We start from the raw sequence: 15,622 nt of genomic DNA, 5'->3' as shown, positions 1-15,622 counted from the left end.
ACGTCATATTCTATAGAAATCTCAACGTTTAATAATTAACTTTTGAAAGCTAAATAGTCACGTCGCGATCGCATCGGGTAAAGCACAGCTAAACCACAGGAGGTTGGGCTGACTCAGGGTAAGCGGCAAACAGACGCTAGTGTATTTGTTATTGATTCACGGTTAACGGCGATAGGGGCTGCAATTCAGGGTTTTTTAAGGTTTATTACGACAGTTGCGTCCATCTCGGCCCCTATGTGGGGGCCTGGGCAGGGGGATCGTAGGGCAATCGGTAAAGAGGACTATGGCAAAGTCTCGGTCAATTTTTGTCTGTAACCAGTGTGGGGCCGAATCGTCCCAATACTATGGGCGTTGTCCAGTCTGTAGCAGCTGGAATTCCCTGGTAGAGCAGGTACAACCTGCTAAGGAGACGGGCACCCGGCTGCCTGGGGCGGTTCGTAGTCGCAGCGGGGGCGCGAAAACAGCTGCCCCTCGCCAACCCCGCCTGGCCATGACCCTTGAGCAAATTCAGGAGCATCCCCAGGCGCGGCTGCCCTCAGGGTATGGGGAACTGGACCGGGTGCTAGGGGGCGGCATTGTACCTGGGTCCCTGGTGCTGCTGGGGGGCGATCCGGGCATCGGCAAATCAACCCTGCTGCTGCAGGTGGCTGCCCAGTTGGCTGCCCAACAGCGGGTGCTGTATGTGTGCGCAGAAGAATCGGGGCAACAGGTGAAGCTGCGCTGGCAGCGGCTGGGCAGGGGGGAGGAAAAAGGAAGAAGGAAGAAGGAAGAGGTTGGGGTGGTGACAGGGCCAGAGTCCGCTGGGGTGGAGGCGGTGGGGGGGGATCTGTACCTGCTGCCGGAAATCGATCTGGAAACGATTTTGATGGAGCTGGAGTCGTTACAGCCAACGGTGGCGGTGATCGACAGTATTCAGGCCCTGTACTACGGGGCACTGACCTCGGCGCCTGGATCCGTTTCCCAGGTGCGGGAATGTACCTCGGCGCTGATGCAGTTGGCCAAGCGGTCCAACATTTCCCTGTTTATTGTAGGGCATGTGACCAAGGAGGGGGCGATCGCGGGGCCGAAGGTGCTCGAACACCTGGTAGACACAGTGCTCTACTTTGAGGGCGATCGCTTTGCCAGCCACCGCCTGCTGCGGTCAGTCAAAAACCGGTTTGGCGCCACCCACGAGCTGGGGGTGTTTGAAATGGTCGATCGGGGGCTAGCGGAAATTAGCAATCCCTCGGCGTTGTTTTTGGGTAACCGAGAGGAGCAAGTCCCCGGCATTGCCACCATCGTCGCTTGCGAGGGCACCCGGCCCCTGGTGGTGGAGCTACAATCCCTGGTTAGCCCCACCAGCTATAGCTCGCCCCGCCGCTCCACCACGGGCATAGAGTTCAACCGGCTGCTGCAAATTCTGGCGGTGTTGGAAAAGCGGGTGGGCATTCCCCTGTCAAAGCTAGACGCCTACGTGGCCTCGTCCGGGGGACTGAACGTGGGAGAACCCGCCGCCGACCTGGGCATTGCCATTGCGGTGGCGGCCAGTTTTCGCGATCGCTTAGTAGACCCAGAGCTAGTGCTGATTGGCGAAGTTGGCCTGGGGGGCCAGGTGCGCCCGATTTCCCAGATGGAGCTGCGACTGAAGGAGGCCGCCAAGCTGGGCTTTAAGCGGGCGATCATCCCCAAGGGGCAGATGATCAGGGTGGAGGGGTTAGCGATTACCGAAGTGTCCCGGGTGGTGGATGCGATCGCCCAGGCGTTGAAGGGGTGATGGGGAGTGGGGAGATGGGGAGGTGGGGAGGTGGATGGGTGGATGGGTGGATGCCTGTCCTGAGCGAAGTCGAAGGGGGTGGATGGGTGGTAGACGCGGAGCGGCTTCCCGCAGGGTAGGGTGATTTGGTAGGGAAGGTGGGGTGTCTAGGTCCCCTCTTGGGAGGGGCTAGGGGTGGGTTTGCGAGAATTTTGGATTGGCGATTTTGAATTTTGGATTTTGCATTGAAGTCGTAGAGTAGAAAGGGTTTCGTTCTTCCCTTTTCGTTCTTCGTTCTTCAAAGACGTAGAGGCAGACCGGTGTGTCAACACAAATTAGCGATTACAATGTAAAGAAGAATTAACATTGCTGGAGCTACCCCCATGACACCAAAGGTCGAAATTTACACCTGGAGTCGCTGTCCCTTTTGCATTCGGGCCAAGGCCCTGCTAGATCAAAAAGGGATTGACTATACAGAATACTGCATTGACGGCGACGAGGTAGCCCGTAGTGAAATGGCCAAACGGGCCAATGGACGGCGATCGCTGCCCCAGATTTTTATCAATGACCACCATGTGGGTGGCTGTGATGACTTGTTTGACTTGGATGACCGAGGGGAAGTTGAGCCCCTGTTGCAGGCTGGGTCAGTCGCCAAGTAGCCGGTCTTTAGCCTACTTTTCATGAACCGACAGCCCTAGCGAAAGGACTGTCGAGTACCCTATGGAATACAGTTGCCACAATTAGCAACCGTAGCGAGTACAGGCTGCCAGAAACATGGCCACCTTGGCTGAGAGTGGCCGGTTATAGGTGGCAGGTATCAGCATTGGTTGGCCACCTTATGCCACAGCGTAGTTGATCGAGGCATCGCTAGACCTCGTCTAGACGGGTTGGTACTTAGGCGGCGATCGCGACTTTCCAAGGGCATCCATGAAACAGCTTCCATTTATTATCCAAAAGATTGTCTTCGGCAAGGACAATTGGGCCGCCATTACCGAGGTAGGGGAATCATCCGGCGTAGAGGGGCAAGTTCCCGGTTACTTTGTCATGAGCAGTGCCCCTCCTAACATTGAAGAAGCCGAAGAAGATAGCCCTGAGACACAGCAAAAGGCCGCCGCCGGCATTCAAGAGATGGCCGATCATCTGTATCAGATGATGGCTGCATCTCCTGATGGCCATGCAGAATTAATCATTGCCGTTCATGGCTATAACACTGATCGTCAAGGGGTAGAGGCCTGGTACAAGACCATCTTTACGTTTGTCAATCGACGAGATGACACCATTCAGCCTCCCTCGAATCGACTGTTTATTGGCTATCGCTGGCCTTCCGAAAACATTGCCCTTTCCAACCCCAAAAAAATTTGGCAAGCCCTGACCGCTTTACCGCCACTCCCCCGAGATTTACTGATCACCGGAGGCATCGGAGCTCTGGCGTTATTAGTGTTTGAATTGCTTGCCCTGAGGATGACGGTCTGGGGCTTTTTAATCAGCCTCTTTCTGGTGCTGCTTTTCACCTTGGGGGTTCTGATGCTGGCCCTGGTGGTACTGCGGTTAGTGGTGTACTTTCGCGATAGTTATCGGGCCGATAACTTTGGGGTCTTAGATCTGGTAGAACTGCTACGCCAAATTGACCAAAGCCTGGTCCAACGAACCGCCGCCGACATGTTTCCCCAGGCCCGCACCGATCAAGAACGGGCAGAGGCCGCCACCAAAGCCCAGCAACATTGGCAAAATCAGACCAACCCCAAAGTCAAGCTCAGTTTTATTGGTCACAGCATGGGGGCTTTTGTCGTCACCAATGTGATTCGTATTTTGTCAGACGTGTTTGACCCCCGCTCGGTTAGCCGCCACCCTAGTAGTGACATCGGCGATATCTATCGTCTAGAACGCTTAATTTTAGCCTCTCCCGATATTCCGATCCTGACAATTATTTCCAGTCGGGCCAACTTTTTAGCCTCTTCCCTCAGACGGTTTTCTGAATCCTATTTATTCTCAAGCGAAGGCGATATTGCCCTACGTATTGCTTCAACCGCTGCCAACTACATCGCCTTTCCTAGTCGGACCCAAGTGAGGGGTTATCGGCTCGGCAATGTGGCCCTACGCAACCGCTACGATACCGGCAATCCCTATGGCTTGGTGAACTTGGCCGACCTAGATAAGTCTTTCCCGAAAGATATCCCCATTGGGGAAGCCATCGCCCAGTCCCAAGACAATGTTTTGGAAGAATTATTTTTAACCGCAGAACGGTCTCGCCGAAATCGAGTCATTACCCTCGCCCACTTATTCAAGGTGCAGGCTGATGGCGATAGCAGTCGTGCCAGCGTAGCTGATTTTTTTACCTACTTTGACTGCACCGACTACGTTGATATTAAATATGACCTGCAAGACAATAGTTGCTCTACCCAGCCCACAGGTTTACTCACCCGAGCTAAGGGACAGCCTGTGCTTAAACCTTGGGATTATTTCTTACTGACCCTTGACTATGGTTTAGGCAAACGCGATGTCCATGGGGGCTATTTTGAGGGGCAGTTTAGTCAGCAGTTGCTCTATCGTTTAGCTTTTCTAGGGTTCAGCGGTTATCTGGATACGTTAGACAGCAACTCCCAGGTTGCCCTCAGCAAACTTCATCTCCACTGTCGGGAGAAGGGCATTCAGGGGCACCTTTCCCCGTTTCGCTACCGGATTGATATTCAGGGGGGGAGCCCAGAAGGCACTAAGTCAGAGATGTTGAATGCACTTGAAATAGGGCCATAACCAGTTTAAGCCGAGCCAGGGAGTTCACTCCCTGGTGGTTGTGGCCGAAGACCCGTTTAAAAACCGCCATAAGCAAACGCTTTCAGGGCAGATGCTTGGATATGTCGCTGGGCTGTCCAGCGATCGCCCTGGCTGCGGGGAGCTGTTGCAGCACCCAACCCATAACCTTGGGCTAATTGATTACTGTGTTGCACCAGCTGTTCTGGGGTCCACCGTTGAGAAGTCAAGTTATACATAATGCCTCCGATTTGACTGCACAATTACTCTAACAAAACGGTATACCTGGGCACCAAAACCAATACCTATGGGCTGCATGAGCAGGTTCGATGAATTACAGTATCCTGCTTGATTGCTTACAGACTGGCCCTTTCAGAGATTGAGCCCATCTGTTGACGCCTAGACTTAAAAAACGATCCCCACCCTAAGAGAGAGGATCGTTTACAGGTATTACGCTAAGCCAACCTGGTTGACAGGTTTACGCCAGTATCACCAACAGCGATATTCGCAACGCAACCTGGGATTCACACCAACGCCTTAACTATCAAAGGCTGCTTCAATAGCGGCTTTGGCGGCTTCAATCTTAGTCGCCAGTTGGGTAGCATGCTCGCTAAAAGCCGTGGCTGAACCAGAGGGGTCAGTGGCATCTAGGGCAGCGGTGTCTTCAGATAAGGCCGCGATCGTATCAGAAATATCCGCAAAGGTTTGCTGTAGTTCGTCAAACTTAGGGCCCAACTCAGCATCAATCGCCGCTGTGAGCTGTTCAGGAATGCTCCCTAGGGTAGCCTTAAAGTCAGCGGTTTCAGCCACCAGCGCATCTAGGGACTCCGCAGACAGGGTCAGCACCTCTTGGGCGGCGGCCACTTTGGGAGCCAAGGTCGTTTGACTGATCGAGGTGGGAGCCGCTGCCGCCTTACCAATTTGCTTATTGAGATCTTTGGTCACCGACTTGAGGGGCTTTAAGACCTCGCTAAACGAGTCCTCCAGGGCATCTGAATACTCATCCAGCACCGAAGATACAAATTCCTGGGCCGCTTCGCTAATTTCCAGGTCCATCGTTTCAGTCAAGGATGCCCCCTTCGAAGAGGCCAGGGCAGAAGAACTATAGCTAAACAGACCGGTCAAGACAAATAGGGTGGCAAAGAACCCTACCGCGATGGCTCTGAGCCATTGACGAGAGAACTGATGGCATTGCTGCGACATGAAATCCTTCCTAAAGCTAAAGAAAATACAGAGACTAAAGAAAATACAGAAATTCAAGCTACGAAGTGGCTAATGGTGACTCAAGTCAGGCCTGCTATACATAGCTAGAGCCAACCATATCGCGGCTAGACTTTGGGAGAAAATAAACAAACTGTTTACCTTGAGCCTCAACCCGAGAAACCGAAGAATCTAGCTTACCTGCCTTCAAACAGCTAGTCCTTCAAACAGCTCCTATAGACAATCTCAAGTTCACCCGACCGACGACCCAGAATACTGTACACAATCCTAAAATTGTTTTCAATCATCCACTGCTATTCCGGATTAAAAATAAGGAAAATTATGGATTTGCTACCGACCGATCAACTCCTAGACCTCGATCGCCGTCATGTGTGGCATCCCTATGCGCCGATGCCGAATACAGGGCCGATGTTTCCGGTGCGGGCGGCTCGGGGAGTTTACCTGGAGCTAGAAACTGGGGAAACTCTGGTGGACGGTATGGCCTCTTGGTGGACCTGCATCCACGGGTACAACCATCCCCGGCTTAACCAGGCCGCCCGCGACCAAATGGAGCGCATGAGCCATGTGATGTTTGGCGGGTTAACCCACCAACCGGCGGTGCAGTTGGCCCAGCGACTGGTGCAGCTGACCCCAGAGCCCTTGCAACAGGTGTTTTTTTGCGATTCTGGTTCGGTGTCGGTGGAAGTGGCGATGAAACTGGCCGTTCAGTACTGGCATAACCGGGGGCGGTCTCAGAAGCAGCACTTTTTGACGATTCGCCACGGTTACCACGGTGATACCTTTGCGGCCATGGCGGTGTGTGACCCGGTGAATGGTATGCATCATCTGTTCCGCAATAGTTTGGTGGAGCAGTACTTTGCTGACGCCCCCCAGATTCCCTTTGAGGGGGTGTGGGACGACGCAGATATCGTCAGTTTTGAGCACATTCTGGAACGCCACCACCAAGACCTTGCAGCAGCGATTTTTGAACCGGTGGTGCAGGGGGCCGGGGGCATGCGGTTCTACAGTCCCCAGTATGTGCGCCGGGCCAGGGAACTGTGCGACCAGTACGGTGTGCTGCTGATTTTAGATGAAATTGCCACGGGCTTTGGCCGCACCGGCCAGCGGTTTGCCTGTGAGTATGCGGGTATCGCCCCAGATATCATGTGTGTGGGGAAGGCCCTGACCGGTGGTTTTATGTCGTTGGCCGCCACCCTGACCACCTCCCACATCAGCGAAACCTTTGCCCAGGGAGAGGCAGGGGTATTCATGCATGGCCCTACCTTTATGGCTAATCCCCTGGCCTGTGCCGTGGCGTTAGAGAACTTGACCCTGCTAGACAGCTATGACTGGGCAGCCCGCATTCAGGACATTGAAGCGCAACTCAAACAGGAGTTGACCCCTTGCCGGACCCTACCAGCGGTAAAGGATGTGCGGGTTCTGGGGGCGATCGCTGTCGTCGAACTGCATCAGCCGCTGGATATGGCGGTGGCCCAACCCCAGTTGGTGCAGCAGGGGGTATGGCTACGCCCCTTTGGCCGCCTGCTATACACCATGCCCCCCTACATCATTGAGCCCGACCAACTGAGGCAAATCACCGGGGCGATGACTAACGTGGTGGGTACCTTAGCTTAATCAAGCTATTGAGTACTCTGCGACATAAGTCAGCTAACCATTCCTGATACCTGACACCCTAAGCAAAGGTGGCCATATATCTGCCAGTCAGTACCCGCCTACCCCAAGCAGCCTGGACAGGAACTACCAAAACAGATGATTTAGCCAGTAGCGAAACAACTTTGGCCCTTGCGGTTCTTGATAGTCGCTGGGCATCAATTCTTTAAAGGCCTGCTCAACTTGCTCTAGGGCCGCGTCAATATCCAGCCGCTTAGGCCGCTGCTGCTGGGGAAGGTGTACCGGCGGACCAAATCGTAGGGTCAACCGCTTTCGCCAATAGAGATCCTGGGTGCCAATGATAAACACGGGGGTAATCGGCACCCCCGATCGCATGGCATAGATCACAGTTCCACGCTTTAGCGGAAATTGCATCTGGGCCTCTTGGTGCCCCAGACGGCCCTCAGGAAACAGCATAATCCCATCCCCCCGAGCCAGCAGAGCCTGCACCGCCTGATCGATTTGGCGCATTTGGTGAATTGAGCTCCCGTTGGGCACATCGTGTTTGATTTCAGTGGCTAGATCCTTTAAGTCATCCCGACCGGTCTCAGCTGCCGCCATTACCGCAATCTCTTCTTTCCACCATCGCTCTAGGGGAATTACCCCCCCGGCCCAGCCCACTAACCAGCGTTTCCAGCATTTGTTGTAGAGGGTACGGGCATCCCCCAGGATGTAGTAATAGGGATGGGGTGGCACAAACGCCAAAATCAAAAACGGATCCACGTGCCCGAGGTGATTGGCCGCCAGGACATTGGGCTCGGTGGGAATGTACTGGGTATTTTCAATCCGCACCCGAAAAAACGTTTTGATAAACCGCCGCATCACCCAGCGGCGAAACCGACCACTGACCCGGTGATCGGCGGTACCGTCAGCGATCGCGCTCAGTTCCTTCAAGTCTTGGTCAATAAATTTGCGCACAATGGGCGCTCGGGCGATTTCTACCCCCTCTCGCACCCGCTGAATAGCGGCTGGGGTGAGCAGGGTTTCGGGGGGCTCAGGTAGCTCGCTGGCCGCTTTTTGAATGGCTGAATCAGTCATAGCAGGGCTTGTTTGACAGCACAACAGGCGAATAGGTGTGCTTTGAGTATGAAAGGTTGCCTCGGCTTTGAGCTTGAACGATCAGCATTCTTAACGGTTTGCCCCTGCATGGACCATCGCTGTCAAGGGGGCTTGCCCCTATCCCAATCAGCCTTGATCCCTGACACCTAGAACTTGATAACTCCGCCAAGGGGGCGATATGGCGGCCAGTCAGGACTCAACCAAATCCAAACTAAACCATATCTAAGCCCAGCCCTGGAGTTCTGCCTGTGGAAAAACTCCAGATCCAAAGCTGGACCTAGTGTAGATGGCTCGAGTCAGCCGTGCGATCGCCTGGCCCCTCTTATTAGTCAAAGCAGCTTGGCCCAAGCAGCTAGTTAAGAGGCTAGCAATGATGGTTGCTGGGCATAGGTCGCGATCGCTGGTGGAGTCGATTCTGTAGTTGTTGTAGAAGTATTTGCCGGTTCTAATACCCGGATTTCGAGCGGCTTTGGTAAAAACTCCAGGGTAGCCAGTTCTGGTAGTGGGGTTAAAAATACAGGAACGCCCAAGGAACAGGCCTGCCAACGGCCTTGCACGGGTACGCCTAACTGGCCACACTGTCCCCCTCGCCGACCTTCGGGAGTGTAATGGCGGCACCGACTGCAGCAAGTAATTTGACACCCCATCGAATTCATAGTGATTTCCTAAAAGCGGTTTGAAACTTTCAATATTTTCGCGCCTGGCAAATCACAACAACATCTATCCAAAGAGCGGCAAACCCTGTTCCCACCAGGTCTATTTACGCTTGCGACCAAGAAGTTGCCTTAAGATTGTCTTTAGATTTTCTTTAAGTACAGTCACACTTGAGGGTTTTAGTAATCACACCCAGCTTCATGGAACGAAACAAGTTGGGGATCAGCTCAAACAAGATTAAGATTCACAGCAAACCAAGTAATTTTGATTAGATAGTTATCCTTAGCTAGTCGAAGTAGTTATGATTTTATCGGTGGTAACTGGGAAAAGATATAGGGAAACTACTGATCTAGCTACAGTAACTAGACGATATGGACGGGTTGGAAACTGCTCAGAAGTCAGACATTGTTACTTAGGTAACATGGCGAGATTAAGGAAGTCGGGATCCATTATTGGGCTGCGGAGAAACCCATGATTTTCCAGGCTTTGCTGGGGGCATACATAAGTTATCTGCGATCCAACCGGGCCTGCTTGGCCCCCTAAATACCCCAATTCTAGGGGCCAAATGCGGGGTCTATCACGGCATTCAGAAATGTGTATACACAGTAGCCCCCTGCGGGAGGCCATTCCACCCATCCATGCCAGGCAGCCTATTCCCCAGAATCACTGGGCCAAATGTAGCCCAAATCATCAATCCTCAAGGGAGTATCGGGAAAGTCGCGCTGGGTAAAGTGGCGCACCAGCACCACCCCTTGAAAATGATCATCCAGGTAGGGAACGCCATTGCGATCGAGGGCGACGGGAATAATCCGGCCGTTGACGAAGTCACCCTGGGCGTTCAAGTGCACCTCCAAAATTAGCGACACCCCCAAAGGGCCTTGGGTAGACAGGGTGCGATAGCCCAAGAAGTTGCCCAGGGAATAGGCAATTAACTTGTCGTTATAGAGCTCGATGGCACGGGGCACATGGGGGCCGTGGCCCAACACCAGGTCAGCCCCATGGTCAACAACCGTGCGGGAGAACTGCACCACATTGCCGCGATTTTCGCCATGGAAAAATTCGGTTTCGTTGCGGGTGTAGATGGCGTCAGTCCCTTCTTTGCCCGCATGGAACGAGACAATCACCAAATCGGCCTGTTGCTGAGCGGTTTGTACCAGGTGAATGGCGGTATCCAGGTCATGGACGGTGTTGTGGTGGCTGAGGGTGCTAAAGCCAATCACGGCCACCGTGATTCCCTGCACCTGCATCAGGGTGATGTCGCCTTTGCGACCTACGGCCTTCATCCCCTCCGCCTCGATGTGGGCCACAGTGTCTTCAAATCCCTGCTCAAAAAAGTCGAAGCTGTGGTTATTGGCCACACTCAGCACATTAAACCCGGCGACTTTGAGTACGCTGGCGTACCAGGGCGGGGTGCGAAAGGCAAAGGTCATGGGGCGACTGGTGTCTTTGGCGCTGCGGGGGACGTCGGTGAGGGTGCTTTCAAAGTTGCCAAAGACGATATCAGCATCCCCCAGATGGTATTGAATGCTGCGGAACAGATAGCGCCAATCCTGGGGCAGGCGATAGGTCTGGTAATCGGTACCAGGGATAATATCGCCGACGGCTTTCACTGTAATCCGGGGCGGCGCTTCCAGGGAACTGGGGATCAGGGCGGCGGCCTGGTCTGTGGACAGCATTGGCATAAATGGCGGAGTATCCGGGGGGGAAGCATTCTCCTGGGTCAGCTGTTCTGGGGGCAGATCGTCCCCCAGGGGGCGGTCAGTGTCGGCGACGATCGCTTCTGGCGCGTCTACACTGGTCTCGACTTGGGCAGATTGCTGGGCATAGCGCCACTGGGTTACCCCTGCCCCCAGGCCAAACCCCAAGGCTATCGTTGCCGGTAGGATGATCCACCGTCGCCAGCGGCGGCGGGCAGTACTTGGGGCCACGGGCACTGAAGCGGGGGGCGGAGGGGGAGAAGGGGCCGCAACATCGATCACAGCGGTATCGACTGGCGGATTCAGGGGGCGATCGGCCCCTGGCGTTAGGGCAAAAACCTGCTGCCAGCGCTGGGGAAAGGGCTGATTGCGGCCATCCACCACCTGGAGTTGACGGATTCCAGCTAGGTTGAGGGCGACAATTTCTCCGTAGATGATCCGGCCATAAATCTCTGGAGCATCCAGGTCGGCGGTGGTCAAAAAGACATAGAGGATGTGATGGCGTCTAGAGACTTCCAAATCCAGGCTGCTGTCCCCCAGCGTGGCTGATAGGAGCTGGGCGATCGCCCTTACATCCCCCGCTTTAGCCTGTCGCTGCAGATCAGCTCGTTGCCTAAATGCTTCGGACGGATTGACCTGGGGCTGAAAAGACCGGTCCACGGGGTAGCGATCGCCTATAGGGTACAGTAACTACCCCAAATCATACGGATTTTCCCTAGCGACGGACAATTTTCCCCAATAAAAATTGCTGAGTGGGCTCAATGGACACCTGATCGACATCCTCTTGGGCAAACACATAGTCTTTGTTTTGCCATAGGGGCACATAGGGCACATCAGCAGCCATCATCTGCTGCAACTCAGCCATTATGGCCTGGCGGGTGGCGGGATCCGGCTCGGCCCGCTGTTGGGCAATCAGGTCATTGGCCTCGGCACTGTAGTAAAACGATCCATTGGCTTGGGATGCCCCTTCCACACAACCATCTGGGGTGCCATTCTCACAGCCCAAAAATGGCTGGATAAAGGTGTCGGGGTCGTAGTAGTCGGGATACCAGTTGGACAAAATAATTGGGTAAATACCCCGGCCCACGTTCTCCCACAGGGTGGCCCCTTCCGTGTTCTGCACCTCCACGGTGACCAAGCCGGGTAGGGCGGTCTCGATGGACTCTTTCAGGGTATTGGCCACAATACTGCGAGGAGTAGAAGCAGAAGGGTACCACACCTCGATGGTGAGGGGGTTATCTTCGCTGAATCCGGCCTCGGTCAGCAGGTCCTCCGCCAGCTCAAAGTTGCCATCGCCATAGGCCTCCTGGAAGACGGGTTCAGCCACATCAAAACTGGCAGGAATCAGACTGTAAAGGGGTTCCGCCTGGCCCTGGAACACCCGCTCGTTAATCAACGGACGGTCGATCATAGCCGCGATCGCCTGGCGGACTCGCACATCATCCAAGGGCTCAATGGTTTGGTTCAAAGACATATAGTTGATCACATTGGTGCCCGCTTCAATCACCTGCCACCCCCCAGAGGCCGCTTCGCGCTCCAGGCTGGCCACTTGCTCTGGGTCCAGGGTCTGGTAGGCCACATCCAGCCCGCCAGTGCGAAAGGTGTTGTAGAGGTTGGCTGGGCTGGTGAAAATTTGGATGTCAATCCCCTGGTTAGCGGGAACCTCCCCCCAGTAGTCGGGGTTAGGGTCAAGCCTGATGGAATCACTGGTAAACGCCGCTAGCTTATAGGGGCCGCTGCCCACAAACTGATCGGGGCGAAACTGGCCGGCCCCAATCTCATACTGCTCGGGGGACACTGGGGTCACCCCAGAAAAGCTAAGCAGAGCCGGAAACGCCGCAAAGGGGGCGCTGAGGGTGAGGGTGAGTTCATACTCTGCCGTGGCCTCGGCGGAAACAATTTTGTCGGAGAGCAAGTAGGCTGGACGGCCGCCGTTCTCCATAAACCGTTGAATGGAAAAGGCCATCACCTCGGCATTGAAAGGGGTGCCATCGTGCAGGGTGACATCGTCGCGCAGGGGAATGGTGTAGGTGAGGCCATCGTCGCTGATGGTGGGCATGGCCGTAGCCAGTTGGGGCACCAGATTGGTGGTGCCAGGTTCGTAGGTATAGAGGCGATCGCCCAAGTTGTAGAGCAAAATTCCCGGAAACGTTTCGTAGGCATCCGCCGGGTCTAGGGTGCGGGCGGTGAGGGTGGTGCCCATGCTAATCCGGCCATTTCCAGTGGGCGCGCCCGGATCTGGCTCAGCGTCTGGGGTGCAACCTAAAGCGATCGCAAAGCACAGCCCAAACATCCCCACTAGCTGGGCCGTTCGCCGCCACCGTCGTCGTCCCCAGGCGTGTTTTACCCGACGTAACCGTAATCCCAAAACATTCATCGCGTTTATCTAACTGGCCAACACTGGCCTAGTTGTATCACCTTTGGGGGTAAGCAGACATAAAAACTGCCCCGCGGCTATCTACGTTTAGCGTCGGAGACTAGAGCCTCAGGAGAGCTTCAACATAAGTACATGGACACAATTAGGGACTGATCCATGATCCGCCCTTCGACTCCGCTCAGGCCTACTTCGCTGGTTGAGCGGTTATTCGGCAGTTGCGACCGATTCAGCAGGCGACCTAAATCGCTGCCATAGGGCGTCGGTGAGTAGGTGGCAAAGGAGCCCCAGCGGGCCGGCAAATAAGCACAAGGCCAGAGAATGGCGGGTGAAGACACCACTGTCTTGGCCTTGCCAATAGATCCAACGACCGACAAACAGGTCAAAGGCAACAAAATGCACCCAACCGGTAGCCGTAACATGGGGGTTGGCGAAGAGGGCGGCCAAATCCACCAGACTCAAGTTGGGATCGGACAGGGCCTCAATCCCCTGCACATTGTTAAAGCTGGTGACAAACAAAAACAAATAGAGGCCAGCCAGGGCGGCAAACGGCAACAGTGAGCCCATCACAGTGCGGGTCAGTTTGGCGTTAGGCACTAGCACCATCAACGTCCAAAAGGGCAGCACAAACAGGTTAGCACCGTTGAACAGTAGGTTTAGTAAGGAGAGATCGACAGTCATGCAGATAGTGAATAGATAAGACTAGAGCATCGGTACAGGATGTCAAGATCCCAGGGTTCTGCCCTCGGATACCCCAAAATTCCTGGCCAACCAGCCCAAGAACCCTGGGATCTGTATCGGCGCACTAGCTGGAATACTCTCAGTGTAGGGGATGGCCTGGGTGGCCGGGGCGATCGCCCTACTTCAGTCCTGATCATCCCTCAGGGCAGTTGATTCTGTACGATGAGAACAGACGATACTGTACTGCCCCCTGGCCTATGACTTTGACCGAGCAAATGCTGGCTGACCTGCCGGGCAACCCATTGCAGGGTTTGGCCAAGGCCGATGAGCTATGGCTACGCTATCGCACCGACCAACTACCCGAGTCGGCGCCGATTCAATCCAGCTCCGAGCCCCTGGGCGAGACCGATTGGGATGTGGTGATCTGCGGGGGGACCCTGGGCATTTTGCTGGGGGCTGGGTTGGCCCAGCGGGGTTGGCGGGTTGCGCTGGTAGAGCGCGGTGTTCTGCGGGGGCGGGATCAAGAATGGAACATTTCCCGCCAAGAACTAGAGGCGTTGACGGATCTGGGACTACTGACCGATGACGAGTTGGAACAGGCGATCGCATCTGCCTATAATCCGGCCCGCATTCAGTTTTTGGGTCATGATCCGGTGTGGATCACCGACGTGCTGAACATCGGCGTCGATCCAGTGGCCTTGCTAGACACCCTGAAGGCAAAATTTTTGGCAGCGGGGGGCAAGCTGCTAGAAAACACCTCCTTTGAAGGGGCGTGGATTCACTCCGACGGGGTTCTGGTAACAGCGCAGCAGCCCCTCAAAACCCGGCTACTGGTGGATGCCATGGGCCACTTTTCGCCCATCGCCCGGCAATCGCGAGACTCAGAGAAGCCAGACAGCATCTGTCTGGTGGTGGGCACCTGTGCCCAGGGCTTTCCGGCCAACGAGACGGGGGATCTGATGGTGTCATTTACCCCCATCCGCCACCAGTGCCAATATTTCTGGGAGGCGTTTCCAGCCCGGGATGGCCGCACCACGTACCTATTTACCTACATGGATGCCGATCCACGGCGACTGAGTCTGGCGGAACTGTTTGAGGAGTACTGGACCCTATTGCCCAAGTACCAACAGGTCGACCTAGAGGCCCTGGCGGTGCAGCGGGCCCTATTTGGTTTTTTCCCCTGCTATCGCCAGAGCCCCTTGCGGTATCCCTGGCCCCGTACCCTGGCGGTGGGAGACAGCAGTGGCAACCAGTCACCCCTTAGTTTTGGTGGCTTTGGGGCGATGATTCGCCACCTCAAACGATTGGTACAGGGTCTAGACGAAGCTCTGAGGGAGGATGTTTTAGGGGCCAAAGCCCTGAGTCAGCTGCAACCCTATCAGCCCAACCTATCGGTCACCTGGCTGTTTCAACGCTCCATGAGCGTTGGCATCGATCAAACTCTGCCGGAGAATCAGATTAATACCTTGTTGGGGACCATCTTTGCCGACATGGCTAGCCTAGGGGACGACACCCTTAGACCCTTCTTGCAAGATGTGGTGCAGTTTCCGGCCCTGGCAAAAACCCTGGTCGTCACCGCCCTTAGGCATCCGGCCCTGGTGACTCAGATTATTCCCCAGGTGGGACCAGGGGCCTTAGCCCGTTGGCTAGGGCACTATGGCAAGCTAGCCGAATACAGTGCCCTAGCTCCGTTGGCCCAGGCATTAGCCCCAGTGGTTGAGTCGCTACCCCCGGTTCAGCGATACTATAGTCATCGTTGGCAAGACGCTTTAATCTATGGCAGCGGCCAAGACTATACCGACTAAA

12 protein-coding genes are annotated in these 15,622 nt (G+C 55.0%); 6 read left to right on the top strand and 6 right to left on the bottom strand.

From position 1 onward, the window contains the following. Positions 1-283 precede the first annotated feature (283 nt). The 3 genes from radA (at position 284) to E1H13_RS04845 (ending at position 4,483) form a co-directional block, all read left to right on the top strand. Positions 284-1,753 carry a DNA repair protein RadA gene (gene radA, locus E1H13_RS04855; RefSeq protein WP_169612282.1) on the top strand — a complete coding sequence of 490 codons (1,470 nt, stop codon included), beginning with the start codon at positions 284-286 and terminating at the stop codon, positions 1,751-1,753. 362 nt (positions 1,754-2,115) lie between these two features. Then, positions 2,116-2,391: a glutaredoxin 3 gene (grxC, locus tag E1H13_RS04850; protein ID WP_169612281.1), complete on the top strand. Its 276-nt coding sequence runs from the start codon at positions 2,116-2,118 to the stop codon at positions 2,389-2,391. Between the two features lie 268 nt (positions 2,392-2,659). After that, positions 2,660-4,483, top strand: a complete 1,824-nt coding sequence (locus tag E1H13_RS04845) for an alpha/beta hydrolase (RefSeq protein WP_169612280.1) — start codon at positions 2,660-2,662, stop codon at positions 4,481-4,483. Between the two features lie 56 nt (positions 4,484-4,539). Here E1H13_RS04845 and E1H13_RS04840 read toward each other — a convergent pair whose 3' ends face one another. Then, positions 4,540-4,719 (bottom strand): hypothetical protein, encoded by a 180-nt coding sequence (locus E1H13_RS04840; RefSeq protein ID WP_169612279.1) that lies wholly within the window; start codon positions 4,717-4,719, stop codon positions 4,540-4,542. A gap of 298 nt (positions 4,720-5,017) precedes the next feature. After that, positions 5,018-5,683, bottom strand: a complete 666-nt coding sequence (locus E1H13_RS04835; RefSeq protein WP_169612278.1) for a hypothetical protein — start codon at positions 5,681-5,683, stop codon at positions 5,018-5,020. Between the two features lie 339 nt (positions 5,684-6,022). Between E1H13_RS04835 and bioA the strand changes: the two genes are divergently transcribed. After that, positions 6,023-7,315: an adenosylmethionine--8-amino-7-oxononanoate transaminase gene (gene bioA, locus E1H13_RS04830; RefSeq protein WP_169612277.1), complete on the top strand. Its 1,293-nt coding sequence runs from the start codon at positions 6,023-6,025 to the stop codon at positions 7,313-7,315. 123 nt (positions 7,316-7,438) lie between these two features. Here bioA and E1H13_RS04825 read toward each other — a convergent pair whose 3' ends face one another. The 4 genes from E1H13_RS04825 to E1H13_RS04810 all read right to left on the bottom strand — a co-directional run bounded on the left by E1H13_RS04825 (position 7,439) and on the right by E1H13_RS04810 (position 13,816). Continuing rightward, the gene (locus E1H13_RS04825) at positions 7,439-8,389 is read right to left on the bottom strand and encodes a lysophospholipid acyltransferase family protein (protein ID WP_169612276.1); all 951 of its coding nucleotides are present in this window, start codon (positions 8,387-8,389) and stop codon (positions 7,439-7,441) included. Between the two features lie 1,325 nt (positions 8,390-9,714). Beyond that, positions 9,715-11,421: a CapA family protein gene (locus tag E1H13_RS27890; protein ID WP_206070051.1), complete on the bottom strand. Its 1,707-nt coding sequence runs from the start codon at positions 11,419-11,421 to the stop codon at positions 9,715-9,717. A 55-nt stretch (positions 11,422-11,476) separates the two neighbouring features. Continuing rightward, a complete protein-coding gene (locus E1H13_RS04815; protein WP_169612275.1) occupies positions 11,477-13,138 on the bottom strand; it encodes an ABC transporter substrate-binding protein in 1,662 nt (553 codons plus the stop codon). 204 nt (positions 13,139-13,342) lie between these two features. Continuing rightward, entirely contained in the window at positions 13,343-13,816 is a 474-nt protein-coding gene (locus tag E1H13_RS04810; protein WP_169612274.1) for an ABA4-like family protein, read from the bottom strand. Between the two features lie 39 nt (positions 13,817-13,855). Here E1H13_RS04810 and E1H13_RS04805 point away from each other — a divergent pair, with 39 nt between their 5' ends. Both E1H13_RS04805 and E1H13_RS04800 read left to right on the top strand, forming a co-directional pair. Continuing rightward, positions 13,856-14,029 (top strand): hypothetical protein, encoded by a 174-nt coding sequence (locus E1H13_RS04805; RefSeq protein WP_169612273.1) that lies wholly within the window; start codon positions 13,856-13,858, stop codon positions 14,027-14,029. Positions 14,030-14,073: 44 nt separating this feature from the next. Further along, complete coding sequence (locus E1H13_RS04800) at positions 14,074-15,621, top strand: FAD-binding oxidoreductase (RefSeq protein ID WP_169612272.1); 1,548 nt, start codon at positions 14,074-14,076, stop codon at positions 15,619-15,621. The last annotated feature ends 1 nt before the right edge of the window (position 15,622 follow it).

This window comes from Nodosilinea sp. P-1105 (genome assembly GCF_012911975.1).
Lineage (GTDB): Bacteria > Cyanobacteriota > Cyanobacteriia > Phormidesmidales > Phormidesmidaceae > Nodosilinea.
Note: the sequence above shows the minus strand (reverse complement) of the source record. Positions and strands in the feature narration are given on the sequence as shown.

Coding starts and splice junctions, on each gene's coding strand:
- radA (WP_169612282.1), top strand. CDS start 284: ATGGCAAAGTCTCGGTCAATTTTTGTCTGTAACCAGTGTGGGGCCGAA.
- grxC (WP_169612281.1), top strand. CDS start 2,116: ATGACACCAAAGGTCGAAATTTACACCTGGAGTCGCTGTCCCTTTTGC.
- E1H13_RS04845 (WP_169612280.1), top strand. CDS start 2,660: ATGAAACAGCTTCCATTTATTATCCAAAAGATTGTCTTCGGCAAGGAC.
- E1H13_RS04840 (WP_169612279.1), bottom strand. CDS start 4,719: ATGTATAACTTGACTTCTCAACGGTGGACCCCAGAACAGCTGGTGCAA.
- E1H13_RS04835 (WP_169612278.1), bottom strand. CDS start 5,683: ATGTCGCAGCAATGCCATCAGTTCTCTCGTCAATGGCTCAGAGCCATC.
- bioA (WP_169612277.1), top strand. CDS start 6,023: ATGGATTTGCTACCGACCGATCAACTCCTAGACCTCGATCGCCGTCAT.
- E1H13_RS04825 (WP_169612276.1), bottom strand. CDS start 8,389: ATGACTGATTCAGCCATTCAAAAAGCGGCCAGCGAGCTACCTGAGCCC.
- E1H13_RS04815 (WP_169612275.1), bottom strand. CDS start 13,138: ATGAATGTTTTGGGATTACGGTTACGTCGGGTAAAACACGCCTGGGGA.
- E1H13_RS04810 (WP_169612274.1), bottom strand. CDS start 13,816: ATGACTGTCGATCTCTCCTTACTAAACCTACTGTTCAACGGTGCTAAC.
- E1H13_RS04805 (WP_169612273.1), top strand. CDS start 13,856: ATGTCAAGATCCCAGGGTTCTGCCCTCGGATACCCCAAAATTCCTGGC.
- E1H13_RS04800 (WP_169612272.1), top strand. CDS start 14,074: ATGACTTTGACCGAGCAAATGCTGGCTGACCTGCCGGGCAACCCATTG.